The sequence below is a fragment of the Eikenella exigua genome (genome assembly GCF_008805035.1).
Classification (GTDB): Bacteria; Pseudomonadota; Gammaproteobacteria; order Burkholderiales; family Neisseriaceae; genus Eikenella; species Eikenella exigua.
Map to the genome: position 1 here is coordinate 659,968 of NZ_CP038018.1, position 16,000 is coordinate 675,967.

The 16,000-nt window shown below is 55.8% G+C and carries 19 protein-coding genes; 8 read left to right on the plus strand and 11 right to left on the minus strand.

The features are described 5' to 3' along the window. The first annotated feature begins 11 nt into the window (after positions 1-11). Both pflA and EZJ17_RS10410 read left to right on the plus strand, forming a co-directional pair. Positions 12-827, plus strand: a complete 816-nt coding sequence (gene pflA, locus EZJ17_RS03490) for a pyruvate formate-lyase-activating protein (RefSeq protein WP_067439492.1) — start codon at positions 12-14, stop codon at positions 825-827. A gap of 804 nt (positions 828-1,631) precedes the next feature. Continuing rightward, positions 1,632-1,835, plus strand: a complete 204-nt coding sequence (locus EZJ17_RS10410; protein ID WP_067439489.1) for a DUF4261 domain-containing protein — start codon at positions 1,632-1,634, stop codon at positions 1,833-1,835. A 605-nt stretch (positions 1,836-2,440) separates the two neighbouring features. Here EZJ17_RS10410 and EZJ17_RS03505 read toward each other — a convergent pair. After that, entirely contained in the window at positions 2,441-3,271 is an 831-nt protein-coding gene (locus tag EZJ17_RS03505; RefSeq protein ID WP_067439486.1) for a basic amino acid ABC transporter substrate-binding protein, read from the minus strand. 386 nt (positions 3,272-3,657) lie between these two features. On the opposite strand from EZJ17_RS03505, the gene EZJ17_RS03510 reads away from it, so the two are divergent. From EZJ17_RS03510 to EZJ17_RS03520, 4 genes are all read left to right on the plus strand, one after another. Next, positions 3,658-4,287 carry a lytic transglycosylase domain-containing protein gene (locus EZJ17_RS03510; protein WP_067439483.1) on the plus strand — a complete coding sequence of 210 codons (630 nt, stop codon included), beginning with the start codon at positions 3,658-3,660 and terminating at the stop codon, positions 4,285-4,287. Positions 4,288-4,851: 564 nt separating this feature from the next. Beyond that, positions 4,852-5,232: an MFS transporter gene (locus EZJ17_RS03515; RefSeq protein ID WP_067439480.1), complete on the plus strand. Its 381-nt coding sequence runs from the start codon at positions 4,852-4,854 to the stop codon at positions 5,230-5,232. Next, the gene (locus tag EZJ17_RS10265) at positions 5,210-5,353 is read left to right on the plus strand and encodes a hypothetical protein (protein WP_156496488.1); all 144 of its coding nucleotides are present in this window, start codon (positions 5,210-5,212) and stop codon (positions 5,351-5,353) included. Before EZJ17_RS03515 ends, EZJ17_RS10265 begins: the two co-directional genes overlap by 23 nt. Continuing rightward, on the plus strand, positions 5,340-5,855 hold the full coding sequence (locus EZJ17_RS03520) for a single-stranded DNA-binding protein (protein WP_067439477.1): 516 nt from the start codon (positions 5,340-5,342) through the stop codon (positions 5,853-5,855). The genes EZJ17_RS10265 and EZJ17_RS03520 overlap by 14 nt, the downstream gene beginning before the upstream one ends. 306 nt (positions 5,856-6,161) lie before the next feature. Here the strand turns inward: EZJ17_RS03520 and yfaE are convergent, their stop codons facing one another. From yfaE to tal, 10 genes are all read right to left on the minus strand, one after another. Then, a complete protein-coding gene (yfaE, locus tag EZJ17_RS03525) occupies positions 6,162-6,467 on the minus strand; it encodes a class I ribonucleotide reductase maintenance protein YfaE (protein ID WP_151086123.1) in 306 nt (101 codons plus the stop codon). Positions 6,468-6,584: 117 nt separating this feature from the next. Continuing rightward, positions 6,585-7,067 (minus strand): copper resistance protein NlpE, encoded by a 483-nt coding sequence (locus EZJ17_RS03530; protein WP_067439471.1) that lies wholly within the window; start codon positions 7,065-7,067, stop codon positions 6,585-6,587. A 37-nt stretch (positions 7,068-7,104) separates the two neighbouring features. Then, positions 7,105-7,434 carry a hypothetical protein gene (locus EZJ17_RS03535; protein ID WP_067439468.1) on the minus strand — a complete coding sequence of 110 codons (330 nt, stop codon included), beginning with the start codon at positions 7,432-7,434 and terminating at the stop codon, positions 7,105-7,107. A gap of 30 nt (positions 7,435-7,464) precedes the next feature. Next, positions 7,465-8,604: a GTPase ObgE gene (gene obgE, locus EZJ17_RS03540; RefSeq protein ID WP_067439465.1), complete on the minus strand. Its 1,140-nt coding sequence runs from the start codon at positions 8,602-8,604 to the stop codon at positions 7,465-7,467. 274 nt (positions 8,605-8,878) lie between these two features. Beyond that, positions 8,879-10,330: an NAD-dependent succinate-semialdehyde dehydrogenase gene (locus tag EZJ17_RS03545; protein WP_067439462.1), complete on the minus strand. Its 1,452-nt coding sequence runs from the start codon at positions 10,328-10,330 to the stop codon at positions 8,879-8,881. Positions 10,331-10,497: 167 nt separating this feature from the next. Beyond that, a complete protein-coding gene (locus tag EZJ17_RS03550; RefSeq protein ID WP_067439459.1) occupies positions 10,498-10,866 on the minus strand; it encodes a DUF4180 domain-containing protein in 369 nt (122 codons plus the stop codon). Between the two features lie 48 nt (positions 10,867-10,914). Continuing rightward, positions 10,915-11,208: a helix-hairpin-helix domain-containing protein gene (locus EZJ17_RS03555; RefSeq protein ID WP_067439456.1), complete on the minus strand. Its 294-nt coding sequence runs from the start codon at positions 11,206-11,208 to the stop codon at positions 10,915-10,917. Positions 11,209-11,310: 102 nt separating this feature from the next. Further along, complete coding sequence (locus EZJ17_RS03560) at positions 11,311-12,039, minus strand: YebC/PmpR family DNA-binding transcriptional regulator (protein ID WP_067439726.1); 729 nt, start codon at positions 12,037-12,039, stop codon at positions 11,311-11,313. Between the two features lie 183 nt (positions 12,040-12,222). After that, positions 12,223-12,678 (minus strand): GNAT family N-acetyltransferase, encoded by a 456-nt coding sequence (locus tag EZJ17_RS03565; protein ID WP_067439453.1) that lies wholly within the window; start codon positions 12,676-12,678, stop codon positions 12,223-12,225. A gap of 108 nt (positions 12,679-12,786) precedes the next feature. Further along, the gene (gene tal, locus EZJ17_RS03570) at positions 12,787-13,812 is read right to left on the minus strand and encodes a transaldolase (protein ID WP_067444631.1); all 1,026 of its coding nucleotides are present in this window, start codon (positions 13,810-13,812) and stop codon (positions 12,787-12,789) included. An 82-nt stretch (positions 13,813-13,894) separates the two neighbouring features. Here tal and EZJ17_RS03575 point away from each other — a divergent pair, with 82 nt between their 5' ends. After that, positions 13,895-14,869 carry a KpsF/GutQ family sugar-phosphate isomerase gene (locus EZJ17_RS03575; RefSeq protein ID WP_067439447.1) on the plus strand — a complete coding sequence of 325 codons (975 nt, stop codon included), beginning with the start codon at positions 13,895-13,897 and terminating at the stop codon, positions 14,867-14,869. Positions 14,870-14,949: 80 nt separating this feature from the next. Then, complete coding sequence (locus EZJ17_RS03580) at positions 14,950-15,828, plus strand: DMT family transporter (protein WP_067439444.1); 879 nt, start codon at positions 14,950-14,952, stop codon at positions 15,826-15,828. Positions 15,829-16,000: the final 172 nt, after the last annotated feature.

Consider the following 16,000-nt stretch of genomic DNA (forward strand, 5'->3'; position numbering starts at 1 on the left):
CACCAACCACCATGCCAGAATCCATCCCCATCAGTCCCGGTGCTCCACCGAAAAAACAGCCCGACACTCGCAGCCGCTCCTACAAAGGTATCGGCTACATCCACTCTATAGAAACCGGTGGTGCCGTAGACGGCCCCGGCCTGCGTTTCGTCCTCTTCATGCAGGGCTGCCTTATGCGCTGTCTCTACTGTCACAACCGCGACACTTGGGACAGGCACAGTGAAAAAGAGCTGCACTTCACTGTGCCCCAGCTCATGCAGCAAGTGCTCTCCTACAAACACTACTTTCGCGCCACCGGTGGCGGCGTAACCGCCACCGGTGGCGAACCCCTGCTGCAATACCAATTCATCCGCGACTGGTTTGTAGCCTGCCGCGAGCACGACATCCACACCTGCCTCGACACCAATGGCTACGCCCTGCACTACGACAGTGCCCTGGAAGAGCTGTTGGACAATACCAACCTCGTCATGCTAGATTTAAAGCAAATAGATCCCGAAATCCACAAAGTGTTGGTTGGCATCCCCAACACCAAAGTTTTGCGGTTTGCCCGCCATCTTGCCGAACGAAATCAGCCCACCCGCATCCGCTATGTCGTCGTACCCGGCTACACCGACGACGACCGTTCCGCCCACTTGCTCGGCGAATTTATTGCCGATATGCCCAACGCCGACACTGTGGAAATCCTTCCCTACCACGAACTAGGCGCCCACAAATGGGAGCTGTGCGGCGACGAATACAAGCTCAAAGGCGTGCATCCCCCGCCCAAAGAAACCGTCCTGCGGATAAAGGAAATCATCGAAAGCTATGGTAAACAAACCATCGTATAAGCCCGCCCGAATAGGCTGCCTGAAAAGAGGCTAACATATTTCAGGTAGCCTTTCTACCATATGGCAGAAAGCTAGGGCAGAGTTGCCATGCCTACTATATAGGCTGGAGGCGGTGGGCATTCGTGAAAAGGCTACCTGAAAAGCTGTTTTCGATTTTTCAGGCAGCCTGCCGCAAGCATCAGCTTCCAATAATTCAAGAATTTCAGGTAGCCCCACCGACACATCCCTTATACTGTTCATTTCACCCCCCCTTTTTTTTACTCCAGAAAGGCTCACCATGAGCCACGCTCAAGGCTTCGTCCTCCTAAAAGAAAAACGCTTCGACTCTGCCTGCCTCCTGCACACCCTGTAACACGAATGGGGCATCAGCCTAGACGAAGGCGAAGACATCACCAACGAAGACGGTAACCTCACTTCAATATAAACAGCCTCCTCTGCGCCCTCTTACTCATGCCCGTCTTGCTGGCCGATGGTGAAGCCGAGCAAAACGCCGTCTTCAACTACTACTGGCCGGAAGCCGTGGAAGAAGACGCACATCCTGCTTGTCGTGATGCCCATTAGCGACGCCGCCCCAATTGACGTGATGAGCCTCTATAGCAAACTTGCCAGTGTTGCCCTTGCCGACGAAAACAACATCGGCATCTATACCTCAGGCACCGCCGTCTTCGCCCCGATTTCTATCGTGACGTATGCAGCATTCTGCACGAAGGCGGCCTGCCCATTCTCGCCTGGATATTTATCGGCCTCTCTGGCAGCGAAGAAGGCAGCAATGCCTACATCATCGGTCTGGAGCAATTCAATAAAATGGAGCTCGAAATTCTCAACAACACGCACGAGCCCACTGACCTACATACCTTTCTGTGCAATATCAGCGACTACCTCATCTCGCAAAACATTACCCTGCAAGACGGCGAGACCATCGGCTTCAGTGCCGAAGAAAAACTCGCCATCACCCGCTCCCCAGCCGTAGCCGGCGTGGCTGAAGAAACCCTGAAAATTGACTACTAAACAGTGTTGTTTCAGACGATCTTAACGGCGTAATTGTGGAAGAACGGCTGTAATAACAACTTTTTGATAAGGAGGAAAATAATGAAGTATGATAATTTTTTCCTGTAAGTGATCTTGCTACGAGCTGCCGCTTTTACCAAGATGTGTTGGATTTGCCCGTTAAATTCGATTTTTTCTAAAAACGGCATGGTTGCTTTTCGGGTAGGCGATGAAGAAGCTGCCATCATCCTCAAAGAACGGAAAAAGTTCCCCGGTATGACTCTTACTGTGTGGATTGAAGTGGAAGATGTGCAGGCAAGATATGCAGGCAAGATATGCCGCATTATAGGGTAGAAATATCCGTTTCCTAAGCGAGCCATTCCGCATCCGTACCAGATGGATGGTGAAAATTGTCGATCTGTCGGGCAATCGGTTAGGATTTACTGATTATCAAGAATAAACGCAGATTAAAGTGCTCATGTAATAAAAAGAAATATGGGCATCTAGCGATATAGATGAAGGCTATCTGAAAGTGCCGGAAAGCATTTTCAGGTAGCCTTTTCTCCTATAAAAAACTGCCTACAAACAATTGCAGGCAGTTTTGGTGCAAGATTGGCAGAACCAGCTTATTTGGCAGCGGCGGTACCGAAGTATTGCTGGTGGATGCGGTCGTATTCGCCGCTGGCTTTGATGGCGGCCAAGGCTTTGTTGAGGGTGTCGCGCAGTTCGGTGTCGTCTTGGCGCAGGGCGATGCCGTAGTGTTCAGCTTCGAAATCAGGCACTTTAATCATAGTGAAGCCTTTGTCGCCGTTGTGTTTGATGAATTCCATCACCACGGAGCTGTCGCTCACGGCTGCGTCCACGCCGCCGTTTTGCAATTCTTTCAGCAAGAGGGGCAGGCTTTCGAAGCGGGTTACTTTAGGATTGGTGGCGCCCAAGAGTTTGGAAGCGGCCAAATCGCCGGTGTTGCCGGTTACCACGCCTACGCGGTTGAGGTTTTTCAAATCTTCCACAGAAGCGACCTGTTTGCCTTCGGGCACGGCCACTACTTGGGTGATTTCAAAGTAGGGGTCGGTGAAGAGCATGCTTTGTTGGCGTTCGGGAGTGATGGTTACGGCAGCTACTACTACGTCGGCATCGCCGTTGCGCAGGCTGTTGAAGAGGCTGTCCCAAGATTGGTCTTTAAATTCCACGCGGTAGCCGGCTTCTTTGGCTATGGCGTTGATGAGGTCGATATCGAAGCCGCTCAGGCTGTCGTCGGGGTTTTTAGATTCGAAGGGGGCGAATTCGGCATTGGTGGCCACGCGCAATACTTTTTCGCTGCCGGGAGTGGAAGCGCCGGAGGCATTGGCATCGACAGGTTGCGAGGCTTGCTGGGAGCCGCCGGAATTGCCGCAGCCGCTGAGGGCGATGGCGGAGCAGGCCAGGGCAGTGGCTAGCCATTTTTTCATGTTCATTGTCGGTTCTCCTAGATTGGTTTGGATGTTAATTAATGATTGCGCTCCGTGCGCATCATTCGGGAAACACATCATACAACCATATGCGGAAATTCTAAAGGTTTATTGCAGAATATAGCCAAAGCACGTCATTTCTTCTGAGCGCATGGGCGTGCTGTGCCGACTTATTCATGCTGTCTGCGTACCGCATTGGGGAAGAAGTAATAACTTCAGCTATATTGGGTAAGGCTACCTGAAAGCGTCAGCTTCTGCGAAGCTGAAATGTAGTTTCGTTTTTCGAACTGTAAATAGCCTGCTTTGGCACACCAGGCAGGCTCAATCTGCGCCGTGTGGTGAAACTCCACTATAATAGGGGCCATTATCATCTTAATCGGTGCACTTTAGCCATGCCGTATCCATTTGCCCCCGAACAGCCCGAGCGCCGCCGCCTGCTCGCTTCGCTGGCTGCCGTTTCTACCGTTGCCTGCCTGCCTCAAGCCGCCCGTGCCGGGGCGCAGCGTGAGGAGACGCTGTCGGACGATGTTACTTCGTTGATGCGCCATTCGGTGAATAATGTGAATCCGCCGCGCCTGGTGTTTGAAAACCCGTATAACGCGCCGCGCTGGCTCAATGATATGTCGCTGCGGCTGGCGCGTTTTGTGTCCGACCCGCTGGAACGCCGCCGCCTGCTCATCAACATCCAATACGAAACCACCCGTGCCGGGCTGGATACGCAGTTGATTCTGGGACTGATTACGGTGGAAAGCGCGTTTCGGCAGTATGCCATCAGCAGCGTGGGCGCACGCGGGCTGATGCAGGTGATGCCGTTTTGGCAGCGCTACATCGGCAAGCCGGAACACAACTTATTCGATATCCGCACCAACCTGCGCTACGGCTGCACCATCTTGCGCCACTACAGCAATCTGGAAAACGGCAATATGGAGCGGGCATTGGCGCGCTACAACGGCAGCCTAGGTAGCCGGCGTTATCCCGACGCGGTGATCGGCGCGTGGCAGAACCGCTGGCAATGGTCTTAGTGGAACAGGCTACCTGAAAGTCTAATCAAACATCTACCCTTGCCGAAAAGCTCCCGATGGCGCAAGGCTTCGGGTATAATTACTAGAATTTTTCCCTAACTACTTCCATTTGAACACCATGCCCTGAATCTCCTGCACCGCCTTATTGTCCAAAGAATGGGGTGCGCCAGCACATAGCTTTCCGGCGTATATGTGCTGCGTATGCTGAGTATGTTTTTGGTGTTGCCTGCCAAGGAGCTGCCTAGTAGTACGCCTGCGTACAGCGTTTAGTGATTGTGGCGGTTGCCGGGCTTTTGGCGGATTTAACGTGCGAAGAAGTGCGTACCCGTGCCATGGCTCCAATGGGGTTCATTTATCGATTTCACTTTTGCTGCTAGCATAATGGTTTTGCCGTTGTTCACCCGCTACGTCAACATTTTCGGCCTGTTTGCATCCACCGGTGTATTGTGTATGTTGGCTGTAGTGTGGTGTGTAGATTATGTCCAATCCGTAGCGGGGTCGTTTTCATGAAGATATGAGAATGAAGACTTCCGCATCAGCGAGGCGTTACGCAACAAACGCCTGATGCAGCTCAATTTCGGTATTTTCGTTCTGCAGGCGGTGATAATGGAAATTTTTGCCAGTCTGTCGATTGTGGTGGGCGAAACGTGCAACAGGCTCAAGCAGGTGTTTGTAGCCAGTATCATGCTGATTGCAGCGGTTTTGTGCGGAATTTATGCCGACCAGGCTTTGCTCTTGGCCATTGGCGTATCGCTGGTGGTGTATTTTGTTGGCTTCAATATTTTGGGAGTCAGCCTGCTGTCTATCGTATCAAAAGTGGCGCCGATGGATTTGAGAGACATAGCCACATGTACAACATGGCGCAATCCATCGGCGTGCGCAATCTGGCGCCCTCTGTATGGCAGAGCTGCGAAGAGCGCTCTTGGCCGTTTTGCAGCAGTTTGAAGGAGTGGAGGCGGCCAGCCTCAGCGCCGACCGTTCAACCGTTTACATCAAGGCGCGGCAGCAGGGTTTTGATGAAGCCGCCGCCAAACAGATTATTTTAGGAGGAAATCATGTTGAATAAAGTGATACTTATCGGCAACTTGGGGCGCGATCCCGAAGTGCGCTACCTACCCAGCGGCGATGCCGTGGCCAATTTTTCTATCGCTACCAGCGAAAACTGGAAAGACCGCAACGGTCAACGCCAGGAGCGCACCGAATGGCACAATATCAGTATGTTTGGCCGCTTGGCAGAAATTGCCGGCCAATATCTGAAAAAAGGCAGCAAAGTGTATATCGAAGGCCGTATCCAAAGCCGCAAATACACCGGTAAAGACGGTATCGAGCGCACCGCCTACGACATTGTGGCCAACGAAATGAAAATGCTCGACGGCCGCAACAGCGGCAGCAGCCCCTACGAAGGCGGCGACCAATACGCAGCCGCCCCCGGCAGCCCGCGCCAGCAACCCGCCCAAAGCTATAATGAACCGGCCTACGCTGCCGAGCCGCCTGCTCCGCCCCGCCGCCAAGCCGCAGCACCTGCTTCGGCACCGATTGACGATATCGATGACGATATTCCATTTTAAACGGCAAGCTCGATACCACAACCCGCCGCCTGTTTCCGAGTGGACAGGCGGCGGGTTTGGTTTGGGTTTTTCAGGTAGCCTATGGTTAGGGCTGTGCGAAGTGATTGGGCTGCATTGCAGATCAACTTAACTTTCGCTGCAATGTTGGCCTGCTACCGTACTTCACTGCGGCTTGCCGCCTTGTATTGCAAGCCAATTTGGCTTGCTATCGTTGAACATTTGCGCCTCAAGTATTTCTGTGTTTATTTGCAGCAAAAGGCTACCTGAAAAACTTTCAGGTAGCCTTTGCCGTAGAGGAATTGCCGGTTAGTTGCTGTTTTCGGCAAACAGATTGCGGTCGAATAAATCCGGTTCGCTTTGCTGTTGTCGGCAGTCGATGCGGATGTCTTCTTTCACCGTGCAGCAGCAGGTGAGAATTTCGTTGGGCAGAAGCATGGCCAGCGGGCTTTCTTGGTATTCGACACTGCCAGATAGGAGTTTGACGCGGCAGGAGCCGCAATAGCCGCTGCGGCATTGGTATTCGATTTCGTGGCCGGTGCGCTCCAAGGCTTCGAGTAGGGTTTCGCCTTCCTGCAGGGGGAAGCGGGTGCTGTGGGTGGTGATTTGGGGCATGGCGTGTGGTGTTTGGTTTGGTGTAGTGAAAATTTCAGGTAGCCTTTATTATGCGCGGGCAGGCATAAAGGCTACCTGAAATTGTTTGGCCTGGCCAAGGCCGGATTTCTTTTCGGGTTAAGGCTGACTTGCGGTCTGCTTCAGGATGTAGAGGTTGGCCAGTTCGCCTTCCACTTGTTTGCCGTCTGCATCCAGCGCCCAAATCTGGCCGTGGCCGATTTGGTAGAGCCGCTCGCCGCCGGCTTTGTCGAGTTGGAGTACTTCTTGCGGCTTGCGCCAAGTGAAGCGGCCGGCAGTTTCTTCGGTAAACGGCTGGCGCTGCTTATAGGTTTCGGTGAGTTGGTAGCTGCCGTCTTCTTTTAATACCAAGGTGGTTTCGATACCTTCGCAAGAGGCACATGGCAGCACACCGTAGTAGCGGCCACTCCATCGGGCGGCGGGTTGTGCAGCAGTGGAAGCGGCTGATGCGGCAGGCTCAGCAGCAGGCTGTGAGGCAGCAACGGTGGAAGCAGCCGCCGGGGTGGAGGCTGGCGCAGTATTCTCTTGCGGGGCACAGGCGGCCAGCAGGAGGATAAGGGGGAGGGCGGATCTTGTTTGCATCTTAAATCCTTTCTCGATGGTTTGGCATTGTGACGAACTAACGGGTAAGCTGCCAACGGCCATCGCGTTTGGTAACGAGAATGTTGTAACTGTTTTTGGCGTCTTCGTAGGAAGATAGGCCGGTAAATACTTTGATTTCACATGTATAAATTCCACGTTTAACTTTACCGCCACCGGTACGGATGCAGGATTTGCCCGTGGCTAAATGGCTGCCTTTAGGCAGGTTGCGGTTGGCCTCATTAGCCAGTTTTAGGACAGTTTGCTGCGGTGGGGGCGTGATAGTTATATCGCCGGTGCTTAGGTAATTGTAGCCGCCGTAGGCGATAGCCCCGACGATGAGCCAGCTAACGAGTTTTCCAATGTCCATAGAAATATCTCCTTAAATGAGTTGATTTTATTAACTTAATTCTGCTTTAAAAATCGACATATCAGTAGTAATAGGTGTTTCCAGAGGAGTATCAGTTTCAGCCTCTGCTGCGGCCAGTTGTTTCTTCTCGGCCAAATACTGCCCGATTTGCCGAACCAATTCCTGCGTGCCCTGATGGGCGAGTGCGCTGATTTCAAACAGGCGCGGGGTTTGCCAATTGAAGCCAGGCTCGTCGGGGGCAGGATAGTCCCAGCCGACGGCTTCGAGGAATTCGGTTTTGCGTTCGGCAGCCTCTTCCGGCGTGAGCATGTCCAGTTTGTTCAGTACTAACCAGCGAGGTTTGTCGAACAGTTCGTCATCGTATTTTTTCAGCTCGTTGATGATGGCCAGCGCTTCGGCGGCGGGGCTGACGGCTTCGTCGAACGGGGCTAAGTCTACCACGTGCAGAAGGAGGCCGGTACGCGAAAGGTGTTTCAAAAAGCGGTGTCCCAGCCCGGCGCCTTCGGCTGCACCTTCAATCAGGCCGGGGATGTCGGCCATCACAAAGCTTTGGTCTTCGTCCACGCGCACCACGCCCAGGTTGGGGTGCAGCGTGGTGAAGGGGTAGTCGGCCACTTTGGGGCGGGCGGCAGACACGGCGCGGATAAGGGTGGATTTGCCGGCATTGGGTATACCTAACAGGCCGACGTCAGCCAGTACTTTCAGCTCCAACAGCAGGCGGCGCACTTCGCCGGGTTCGCCGGGCGTGGCCTGTTTGGGCGCACGGTTTACCGAAGATTTGAAATGGATATTACCCAAGCCGCCTTTGCCGCCACGCGCCAAGCAAACGCGCTGGCCGTGCCGCGTGAGGTCGGCCACGATTTCGCCGGTGTCGGCATCTCGGATGAGCGTGCCTACCGGCATTTGCAGCTCGATATCGTCGGCGCCGGCACCGTAGCGGTCGGAGCCGTGGCCTTTTTCGCCGTTTTGCGCTTGATAGCGTTTCACGAAACGGTATTCCACCAAGGTGTTTACGTTTTCGCTGGCCACGGCAAACACGCTGCCACCGCGCCCGCCGTCGCCGCCGTCGGGGCCGCCGCGCGGAACGTATTTTTCGCGGCGGAAGCTGACTGCGCCGTTGCCGCCACGCCCGGCAGCAACTTCGATTTTGGCTTCGTCGATAAATTTCATTGGTGTGCTTTCCGTTTTCAGGTAGCCTCTTTGGGGCTACCTGAAAATCTTAATTCGTTATTGGGGTGGGATGATGCTTACGGCCGGGGTTGTGGTATGGCTGTGCGCCGGATTTTGCTTTAACCCGCCGTGTGCAAATATGCACATTATAAAGGACTGGCACAAAGGCTACCTGAAAATTTGTGCCATGTTTTCGTTTTGCAGAAACTGAGCTTTGGCTCCGCCGATTATCGTTTCACTGCGTTGAAGCGGATGCTTTCAGGTAGCCTGCTGCTTAAACCGACAGCATCACGTATTTGGTTGCCAAATATTCGTCCAGCCCGTATTTGCCGCCTTCGCGGCCGATACCCGACTGCTTCACGCCGCCGAAGGGGGCGGCTTCGTTGGAAATCACGCCGGTGTTGATGCCGACCATGCCGTATTCCAAGCCTTCCATCATGCGCGTGGCCGTGCCGAGGCTGCGGGTGTAGCAATAGGCGGCTAGGCCGTATTCTGTGGCGTTGACCTGTTGCAACACGTCTGCTTCGCTCTCGAAACGGAACACGGGGGCGAGCGGGCCGAAGGTTTCTTCGCGCGCCACTTTCATGCCGGCATGGGCGTGGCGGATAACGGTGGGCTGGAAGAACAGTTCGCCTGCCGGGTGGCGTGCGCCGCCGGCAACTACTTCGCCGCCGTGGGCGAGTGTATCGGCCAGGTGTTCTTCCACTTTGGCCAGCGCGGCCTCATCAATCAGCGGGCCGCATTCCGTGCCGTTTTCCAAGCCGTTGCCCACTTTCAGGTAGCCTGCTGCTTGGGCGAATTTGCGCACAAATTCGTCATACACGCCGCTTTGCACATAGATGCGGTTGGCGCACACGCAGGTTTGGCCTGCGTTGCGGAATTTGCAGGCAATCGCGCCGGAGACTGCGGCATCGATGTCGGCATCGTCGAACACGATAAACGGCGCGTTACCGCCCAGCTCCATCGAGGTTTTTTTGATGGTGGAAGCACATTGCGCCTGCAACTGGCGGCCGACGGCGGTGGAGCCGGTGAAACTGAATTTTTTCACCGCATCGCTTTCGGTGAGCACACGGCCGATTTCGCGCGACGAGCCGGTGATCACATTGAACACACCCGCCGGAATGCCGGCGCGCTCGGCCAGGGCGGCGATGGCCAGCGCGGAAAACGGCGTTTGCGAAGCGGGGCGGATGATGAAGGTGCAGCCGGCAGCCAGCGCAGGCGCGGCTTTGCGCGTGATCATAGCGTTGGGGAAGTTCCACGGTGTAATCGCAGCACACACGCCGATAGGCTGCTTGAGCACCAAAATACGCTTATCGGGCGCGGGGCCGGGGATGGTGTCGCCATACACGCGTTTGGCCTCTTCGGCATACCACTCAATGTAGGACGCGCCATAGGCAATTTCGCCGCGCGCTTCGGCCAGCGGCTTGCCTTGCTCCAGCGTGAGCAGGGTGGCGAGTTCTTCTTGCGCTTCCATCATCAGATCAAACCAGCGGCGCAGGATTTGGCTGCGCTGTTTGGCAGTGAGTGCCCGCCAGGTGGGCAGCGCGACCTGGGCAGCGGCCACGGCACGCTCGGCTTCCGCCGCGCCCATATCCGGCACGCTGCCGACGATTTCGCCGGTGGCAGGGTTGGAGACGGCGATGGTACGGCCGCTGTCGGCATCAAGCCATTGGCCGTTGATGTAGCACTGGGTGCGCAGGAGGGCGGGGTCTTTTAGCTGGGTCATGGGGAGTGCTCTTTGGAGGCTATGTGCAAAATCGGTAGGGCAGCTGTTGAGGCTACCTGAAAGCATGGTTGCAATGAAAGAGGCTGATGTGTGGGTGTAGCTAAGGCTGATTCCTGAGCAGTCCAAATTTTGCTGGTTTGGTTTTTTGGTGGAGGCAGGTTTAGGCTTTATCTGATGGCTTGCAGACGGTCATCAAGCGCAGTCATATCGGGCAGAAACCAGATATGCCGGCCTGCATTGCTTTCCTGCACCAAGGCTTGCAGGCTGGGGCTGTTGGCCAAATGCCGGCTGATGTCGCCGATGATGGCCAGTTGTAGCCGGTAGGTGGCAAATTTTTGCATGATGTGGCCGGCTAGCCGGGTTTGTAGGGAGAAAAAGCTGTCATCCAGCCGCTCTACGGGCAGAGCAACCAATTCCACGCCGAGAAAGGCGTGGCCGATTAAGTCGTCGGCATCGGCCGGTGTACGGATTTTTATGCCATCAGCTGAGCACACGAGTATAAGTTTGCCGCAACGTTCTTCGATTTTATCGCTCATGGTGCGCTCCTTGATGGTTAGCTGGAAATCATGAGTGGGTTTGCTGCCTTATTTTCCTTGGCTCAATAATGCCTTGCGCTCGGCAGTGTAGTGCCACCAAGGTTTGGGTTGGTCACCGTGCATGAAGTCGATGATGGAAAGGAAAACATCGATCATACAGGGGTTGTGCCAGCTGCCGGTGTGGCTACATAGGCGCTCGTATAAATCGTAGGCGTTTTGGCCGATGAGCTCTGCCGGAGTGCAGATACCGAGCAGTTGCAAATCTTGGGCTACAGCGTAGCCGACGTTGGGTAGATCAGTGAGATGTCGCAGTTGTTGGTGATTTACTTTGCTCGGATGCATGGCGTGGAGTATTGGCGTAGTAATGCCCTTACAGGTAGCATGATGCATATATGAGGCTACCTGAAAGCAATTATTCCCAGCTTTCAGGTAGCCTTTGCCTATTTACTCCAGCTCCAGCACGGCGGAGGTGTACACGTCTTGTACGTCGTCCAGTGCTTCCAGGGCGTCGATCAGGCGCTGCATTTTGGTGGCATCTTCGCCGGTGAGCACGGTTTCGTTTTGGGCGCGCATGGTTACGTCGCCGTCTTCGGCTTTGAAGCCGGCGGTTTCGAGCGCGGCTTTGATGCCGGCCCAGTCGTTGGGGGCGGTGATCACTTCAAACGAGCCGTCGTCGTGGGCAACGACGTCTTCGGCACCGGCTTCGAGGGCGGCTTCCATCAGGGCGTCTTCTTCGGTGTCGGGGCCGAACAGGAGGTAGCCTTGGTGTTTGAAGTTGAAAGCGACGCAGCCGTCGGTGCCGAGGTTGCCGCCGTGTTTGCTGAAGGCGTGACGCACGTCGGCCACGGTGCGGGTTTTGTTGTCGGTGAGGCAGTCCACCATCAGGGCGGCGCCGCCGATGCCGTAGCCTTCGTAGCGCAGTTCGATGTATTCCACGCCTTCGAGGTTGCCGGTGCCTTTGTCGATGGCGCGTTGGACGTTGTCTTTGGGCATGTTGGCGTCCCAGGCTTTGTCCATGGCCAGGCGCAGGCGGGGGTTGGAGGCGGGGCCGCCGCCGCCGAGGCGGGCGGCTACGGTGATTTCTTTGATCAGTTTGGTGAAGATTTTGCCGCGTTGGGCATCAACGCGGGCTTTTTTGTGTTGGATATTCGCCCATTTGCTATGGCCGGCCATATTGTTTTCCTTGTTTATCTGGTTGGGATGACAAAGCGCGATTTTAGCATTTTCAGGTAGCGTGTTGAACAGCGGGGAGCGGGAGGAGGGGCGGATGGTTTTCAGGTAGCTTTTGTTGGGAATGGAGGCTACCTGAAAAACCAAACCGGCCATATAGACCGGTTTTGTATGATGGAAGCGGTATCACAGGCTCCACACATAATTGAGCCATTCGTTATCTTGCTTGGCGCCAAGGCGGGCATAGAAGCGCTGGCCGCCTTCGTTCCACGGGGCAACCGTCCATTTGATTTGCACGCAGTTGTGCTTTTGGGCTTCCTCTTTTAGCACGAGCATCAATTTTTCACCGATGTTCTGCCCGCGATAGGCTTCGTCTACATACAGCTCTTTGATATATACAGCAGGGCGGTTATGCAGGGTGTAGGGTAGGAAGTAGTACACAATCATGCCGACCAGCTTGTCGCCGTCAGTGGCCACAAAGCTGTAGAAATCGGGCGGATTTTTGCGGAAGCCGCTGTTCACCACCACTTCTGGGGTAATAGCGAAGTCGTTGATATATTCTTCGAATACGGCCAAGCCTTTCATCAGCTCCCACAGCTGCGGGGCATCGCTTTCTACGGCTTTACGGATGACGATACTCATGTTTTGCTCCTAGTTACAGTTAAAGGAAATCTCGTGTGTGAATATACGCCTATACAGAGGTAGGAGGCTACCTGAAAAATGGCATAGCGGTTTCAGGTAGCCTTTAGCCTAATCGGCCAGCGGGGCAAGCATTTGGGAAAAGGCCTGCTCAAACTGGGCTAGGCCGTCTTGCTGGAGCTTGGCGGCCAAGGCTTCGAGGTCGATACTGAGGGCGGCGACTTCGTCCAGAATCGGCTGCGCGGGCACGGCGGGGCGGGAAAGGGCATCGGCGGCGCGGCCGTGGTCGGTAAAGGCGTGCAGCACGGCATCGGGCAGGGTGTTGACGGTGTGCGGGGCGATCAGGTTGTCCACATACAGGGTGTCGGGGTAGGCGGGGTTTTTCACGCCGGTGCTGGCCCAGAGCAGGCGGGCGGTGGGAGTGGCATTGCTTGGCTGGCCGAAGAATTGCTGCCAATCCCGATAGGCGGCCTGCGCCAGAGCCAGCGCGGTTTTGCCTTGCAGCTGCGGCGGCAGCTGGGGATCGAGTGCGGTGTCGATGCGGGAGATAAAAAAGCTGGCCACCAGTTGCGGCGCGGCCTGGCCAGCGCGTTGCGCCAAGCCTTGTTGATAGGCTTGGTAGGCACGCACGGTTTGGGCGCGGGAAAACAGCAGGGTGAGGTTGATGTTGATGCCGTCGGCCACCAAGGCGGGCAGGGCGGCGAGGCCGGAATCGGTGGCGGGAATTTTAATCATGGCGTTGGGGCGGCCGATCAAATTCCACAGGCGGCGCGCTTCGGCAATAGTGCCTTCAGTGTCGTGCGAGAGTGCGGGGTCGCATTCGAGGCTCACCAGCCCGCTGTTGCCTTCTGCAGCAAACTGCGCAGCAAACACATCACAGGCGGCCTGCACGTCGGTCACGGCCAAGGTTTCGTAGCGCGCCTTAGCGGAAAGCGGCTGCTGCTTTAATTGGGCTATTTCGGCTGTGTATAATGCGTCGCCGGCCAGCGCTTGGCGGAAGATGGCCGGATTGGAGGTAACCCCGCTCACGCCGCTTTGCTGCAGCTTAGCCAGTGCGCCGGAACGCACGAGCGAACGGGAAAGGTTGTCGAGCCAAATTTGCTGGCCGAGCTGTTTGACTTCCTGCAAAATAGCCATATTTTGAGCCTCTGCTGAATTTGTAAATTTTGGAAATTACCCGATTCCGGCGGCCGCTGCAAGCCGGAATGAAGAAAGAAGAATGATGAGTGAACAACGATATCTCGCCCACGCCCGCGAAGTGCTGGCGATAGAAGCCGATGCACTGCGTGCCTTGTCCGACTCGTTGGACGGCAGTTTTTCCCGCGCCTGCGAAGCCGTGCTGGCCTGCGAAGGCCGCGTGGTGGTAAGCGGCATCGGCAAGAGCGGACATATCGGGCGCAAAATCGCCGCCACACTGGCCTCTACCGGCACGCCCGCCTTTTTTGTGCATCCGGCCGAAGCCGCGCACGGTGATTTGGGCATGATTGTGGACGGCGACGTGGTGCTGGCCATTTCCAACTCCGGCGAGAGCGACGAAATCGCCGTGATCCTGCCTGCGCTCAAGCGCAAAAACATCACGCTGATCGGCATGACCGGCCGCCCCGAATCCACGCTGGCGCGCCATGCCGACATCCACCTCACCGTGGCCGTGCCGCAGGAAGCCTGCCCGCTCGGCCTCGCGCCAACCAGCAGCACCACCGCCGCATTGGCTTTGGGCGACGCTCTGGCCGTGGCGCTGTTGCGTGCCCGTGCCTTCACGCCCGACGATTTCGCGCTGAGCCACCCTGCCGGCAGCCTGGGCAAACGCCTGCTGCTGCAAGTGGCCGATGTGATGCACTCAGGCGACGAACTGCCCGTGGTACGCCTGGATACGCCTTTTGCCGACCTGATTGTGTGCATGAGTGAAAAAGGACTGGGCATGGTGGCCGTGGCCGACGAGGCAGGCTACCTGAAAGGCATTTTTACCGACGGCGATTTGCGCCGCCTGTTCCAGCAGCAGCGCGATCTCTCCGGCCTCACCGCCCAAGCTGTGATGGGGGCGCATCCGAAAACCATCACGCCAAACCGCCTGGCTACCGAGGCGCTGAAAACCATGCAGCAAAACCGCGTAAACGGCTTGCCGGTGTGCGATGAGGCAGGCAAGCTATTGGGTGCGTTGAATATGCACGATTTGCTCAAAGCGCGGATCGTGTAGGCGCGCCGGGTGGTTGCCATAAAGGCTACCTGAAAACCGAAGCTAAGTTTTCAGGTAGCCTTTGTCTTTGGAAAAATCAGATGAAACAACAAACTATTTCTTATGCCGTGCCGTTGTTGGTGTTGGGCTGCGTGGTATTCGGGCTGGGCAGCCTGATTGTGAAATTTGTGCAGGTGGGCTCATATGCAGTGGCGTTTTGGCGGCTGGCAGTGGCGGCGGCGGTGTTTTGGCTGCTGATGCGCCATTTCGGGCAGAAGCTGCCGCAGAGCCGGCGGGCGTTGCACTTTGCTGCGTTGGCGGGGGTATTTCTGGCTGTCGATTTGGCGTTGTGGCATGAGAGCATCCATGCGGTAGGGCCGGGCATTTCTACGCTGCTCAACAGCTTGCAGATTTTCTTTTTGTCGGCCATCGGTGTGGTTTTTTACGGTGAGCGCTTGGGCAAGTTGCAGCTGGCGAGCCTGCTGTTGGCGGTGGCTGGGGTGGTGCTCATCGGCAGCCCGGAGTTCGGACACAACGGCCGGGCGGTGTGGGGTTTTGTGAGCGGGACGGCTTCGGGGGCGATGTTGGCGCTGTCGATGGTGTTTGTGCGCAAAACGCATGAGGTGGAGCGGGTGGCGTTGTTTCCGATGATGATGGTGCTCAGTGCGGGCGGGGCGTTGGCATTGGTGGTGCCGGCGCTATTGCTCGACAGCGGGGCGCTGTATCCGGCCAGCTGGCGCGATGTGGGGCTGGTGCTGGTGTATGGTGTGGTGATGCAGTGCTTTGCCTGGGGCTTGATTGCTTATGCGATTCCGCTGCTGTCGCTCTCGCTCACCGGGCTGCTGCTTTCCGAGCCGGTAGCGGCGCTGCTGATTGATTATTTTCTGCTGAGCAAGCCGATTAACGGTTGGCAGTGGATCGGTGCGGTGCTGACTTTGGCGGCGATTTATTTAGGTTCTCTGAAGAAAAACACGACTTGAGGCTACCTGAAAACGAGTGCGGCGGGTTTCTGCGCAGTAAAACCCGCTTGGCCAATTAAAGCTATATTCCTGCCGATGCTTGGCATTTGGTTTTCAGGTAGCCTTGTTTTGTGGCGTATATGTGGTGTTTTATTGCTTTAAATTTTAGTTGGAATAAATAAAATTGCTGATA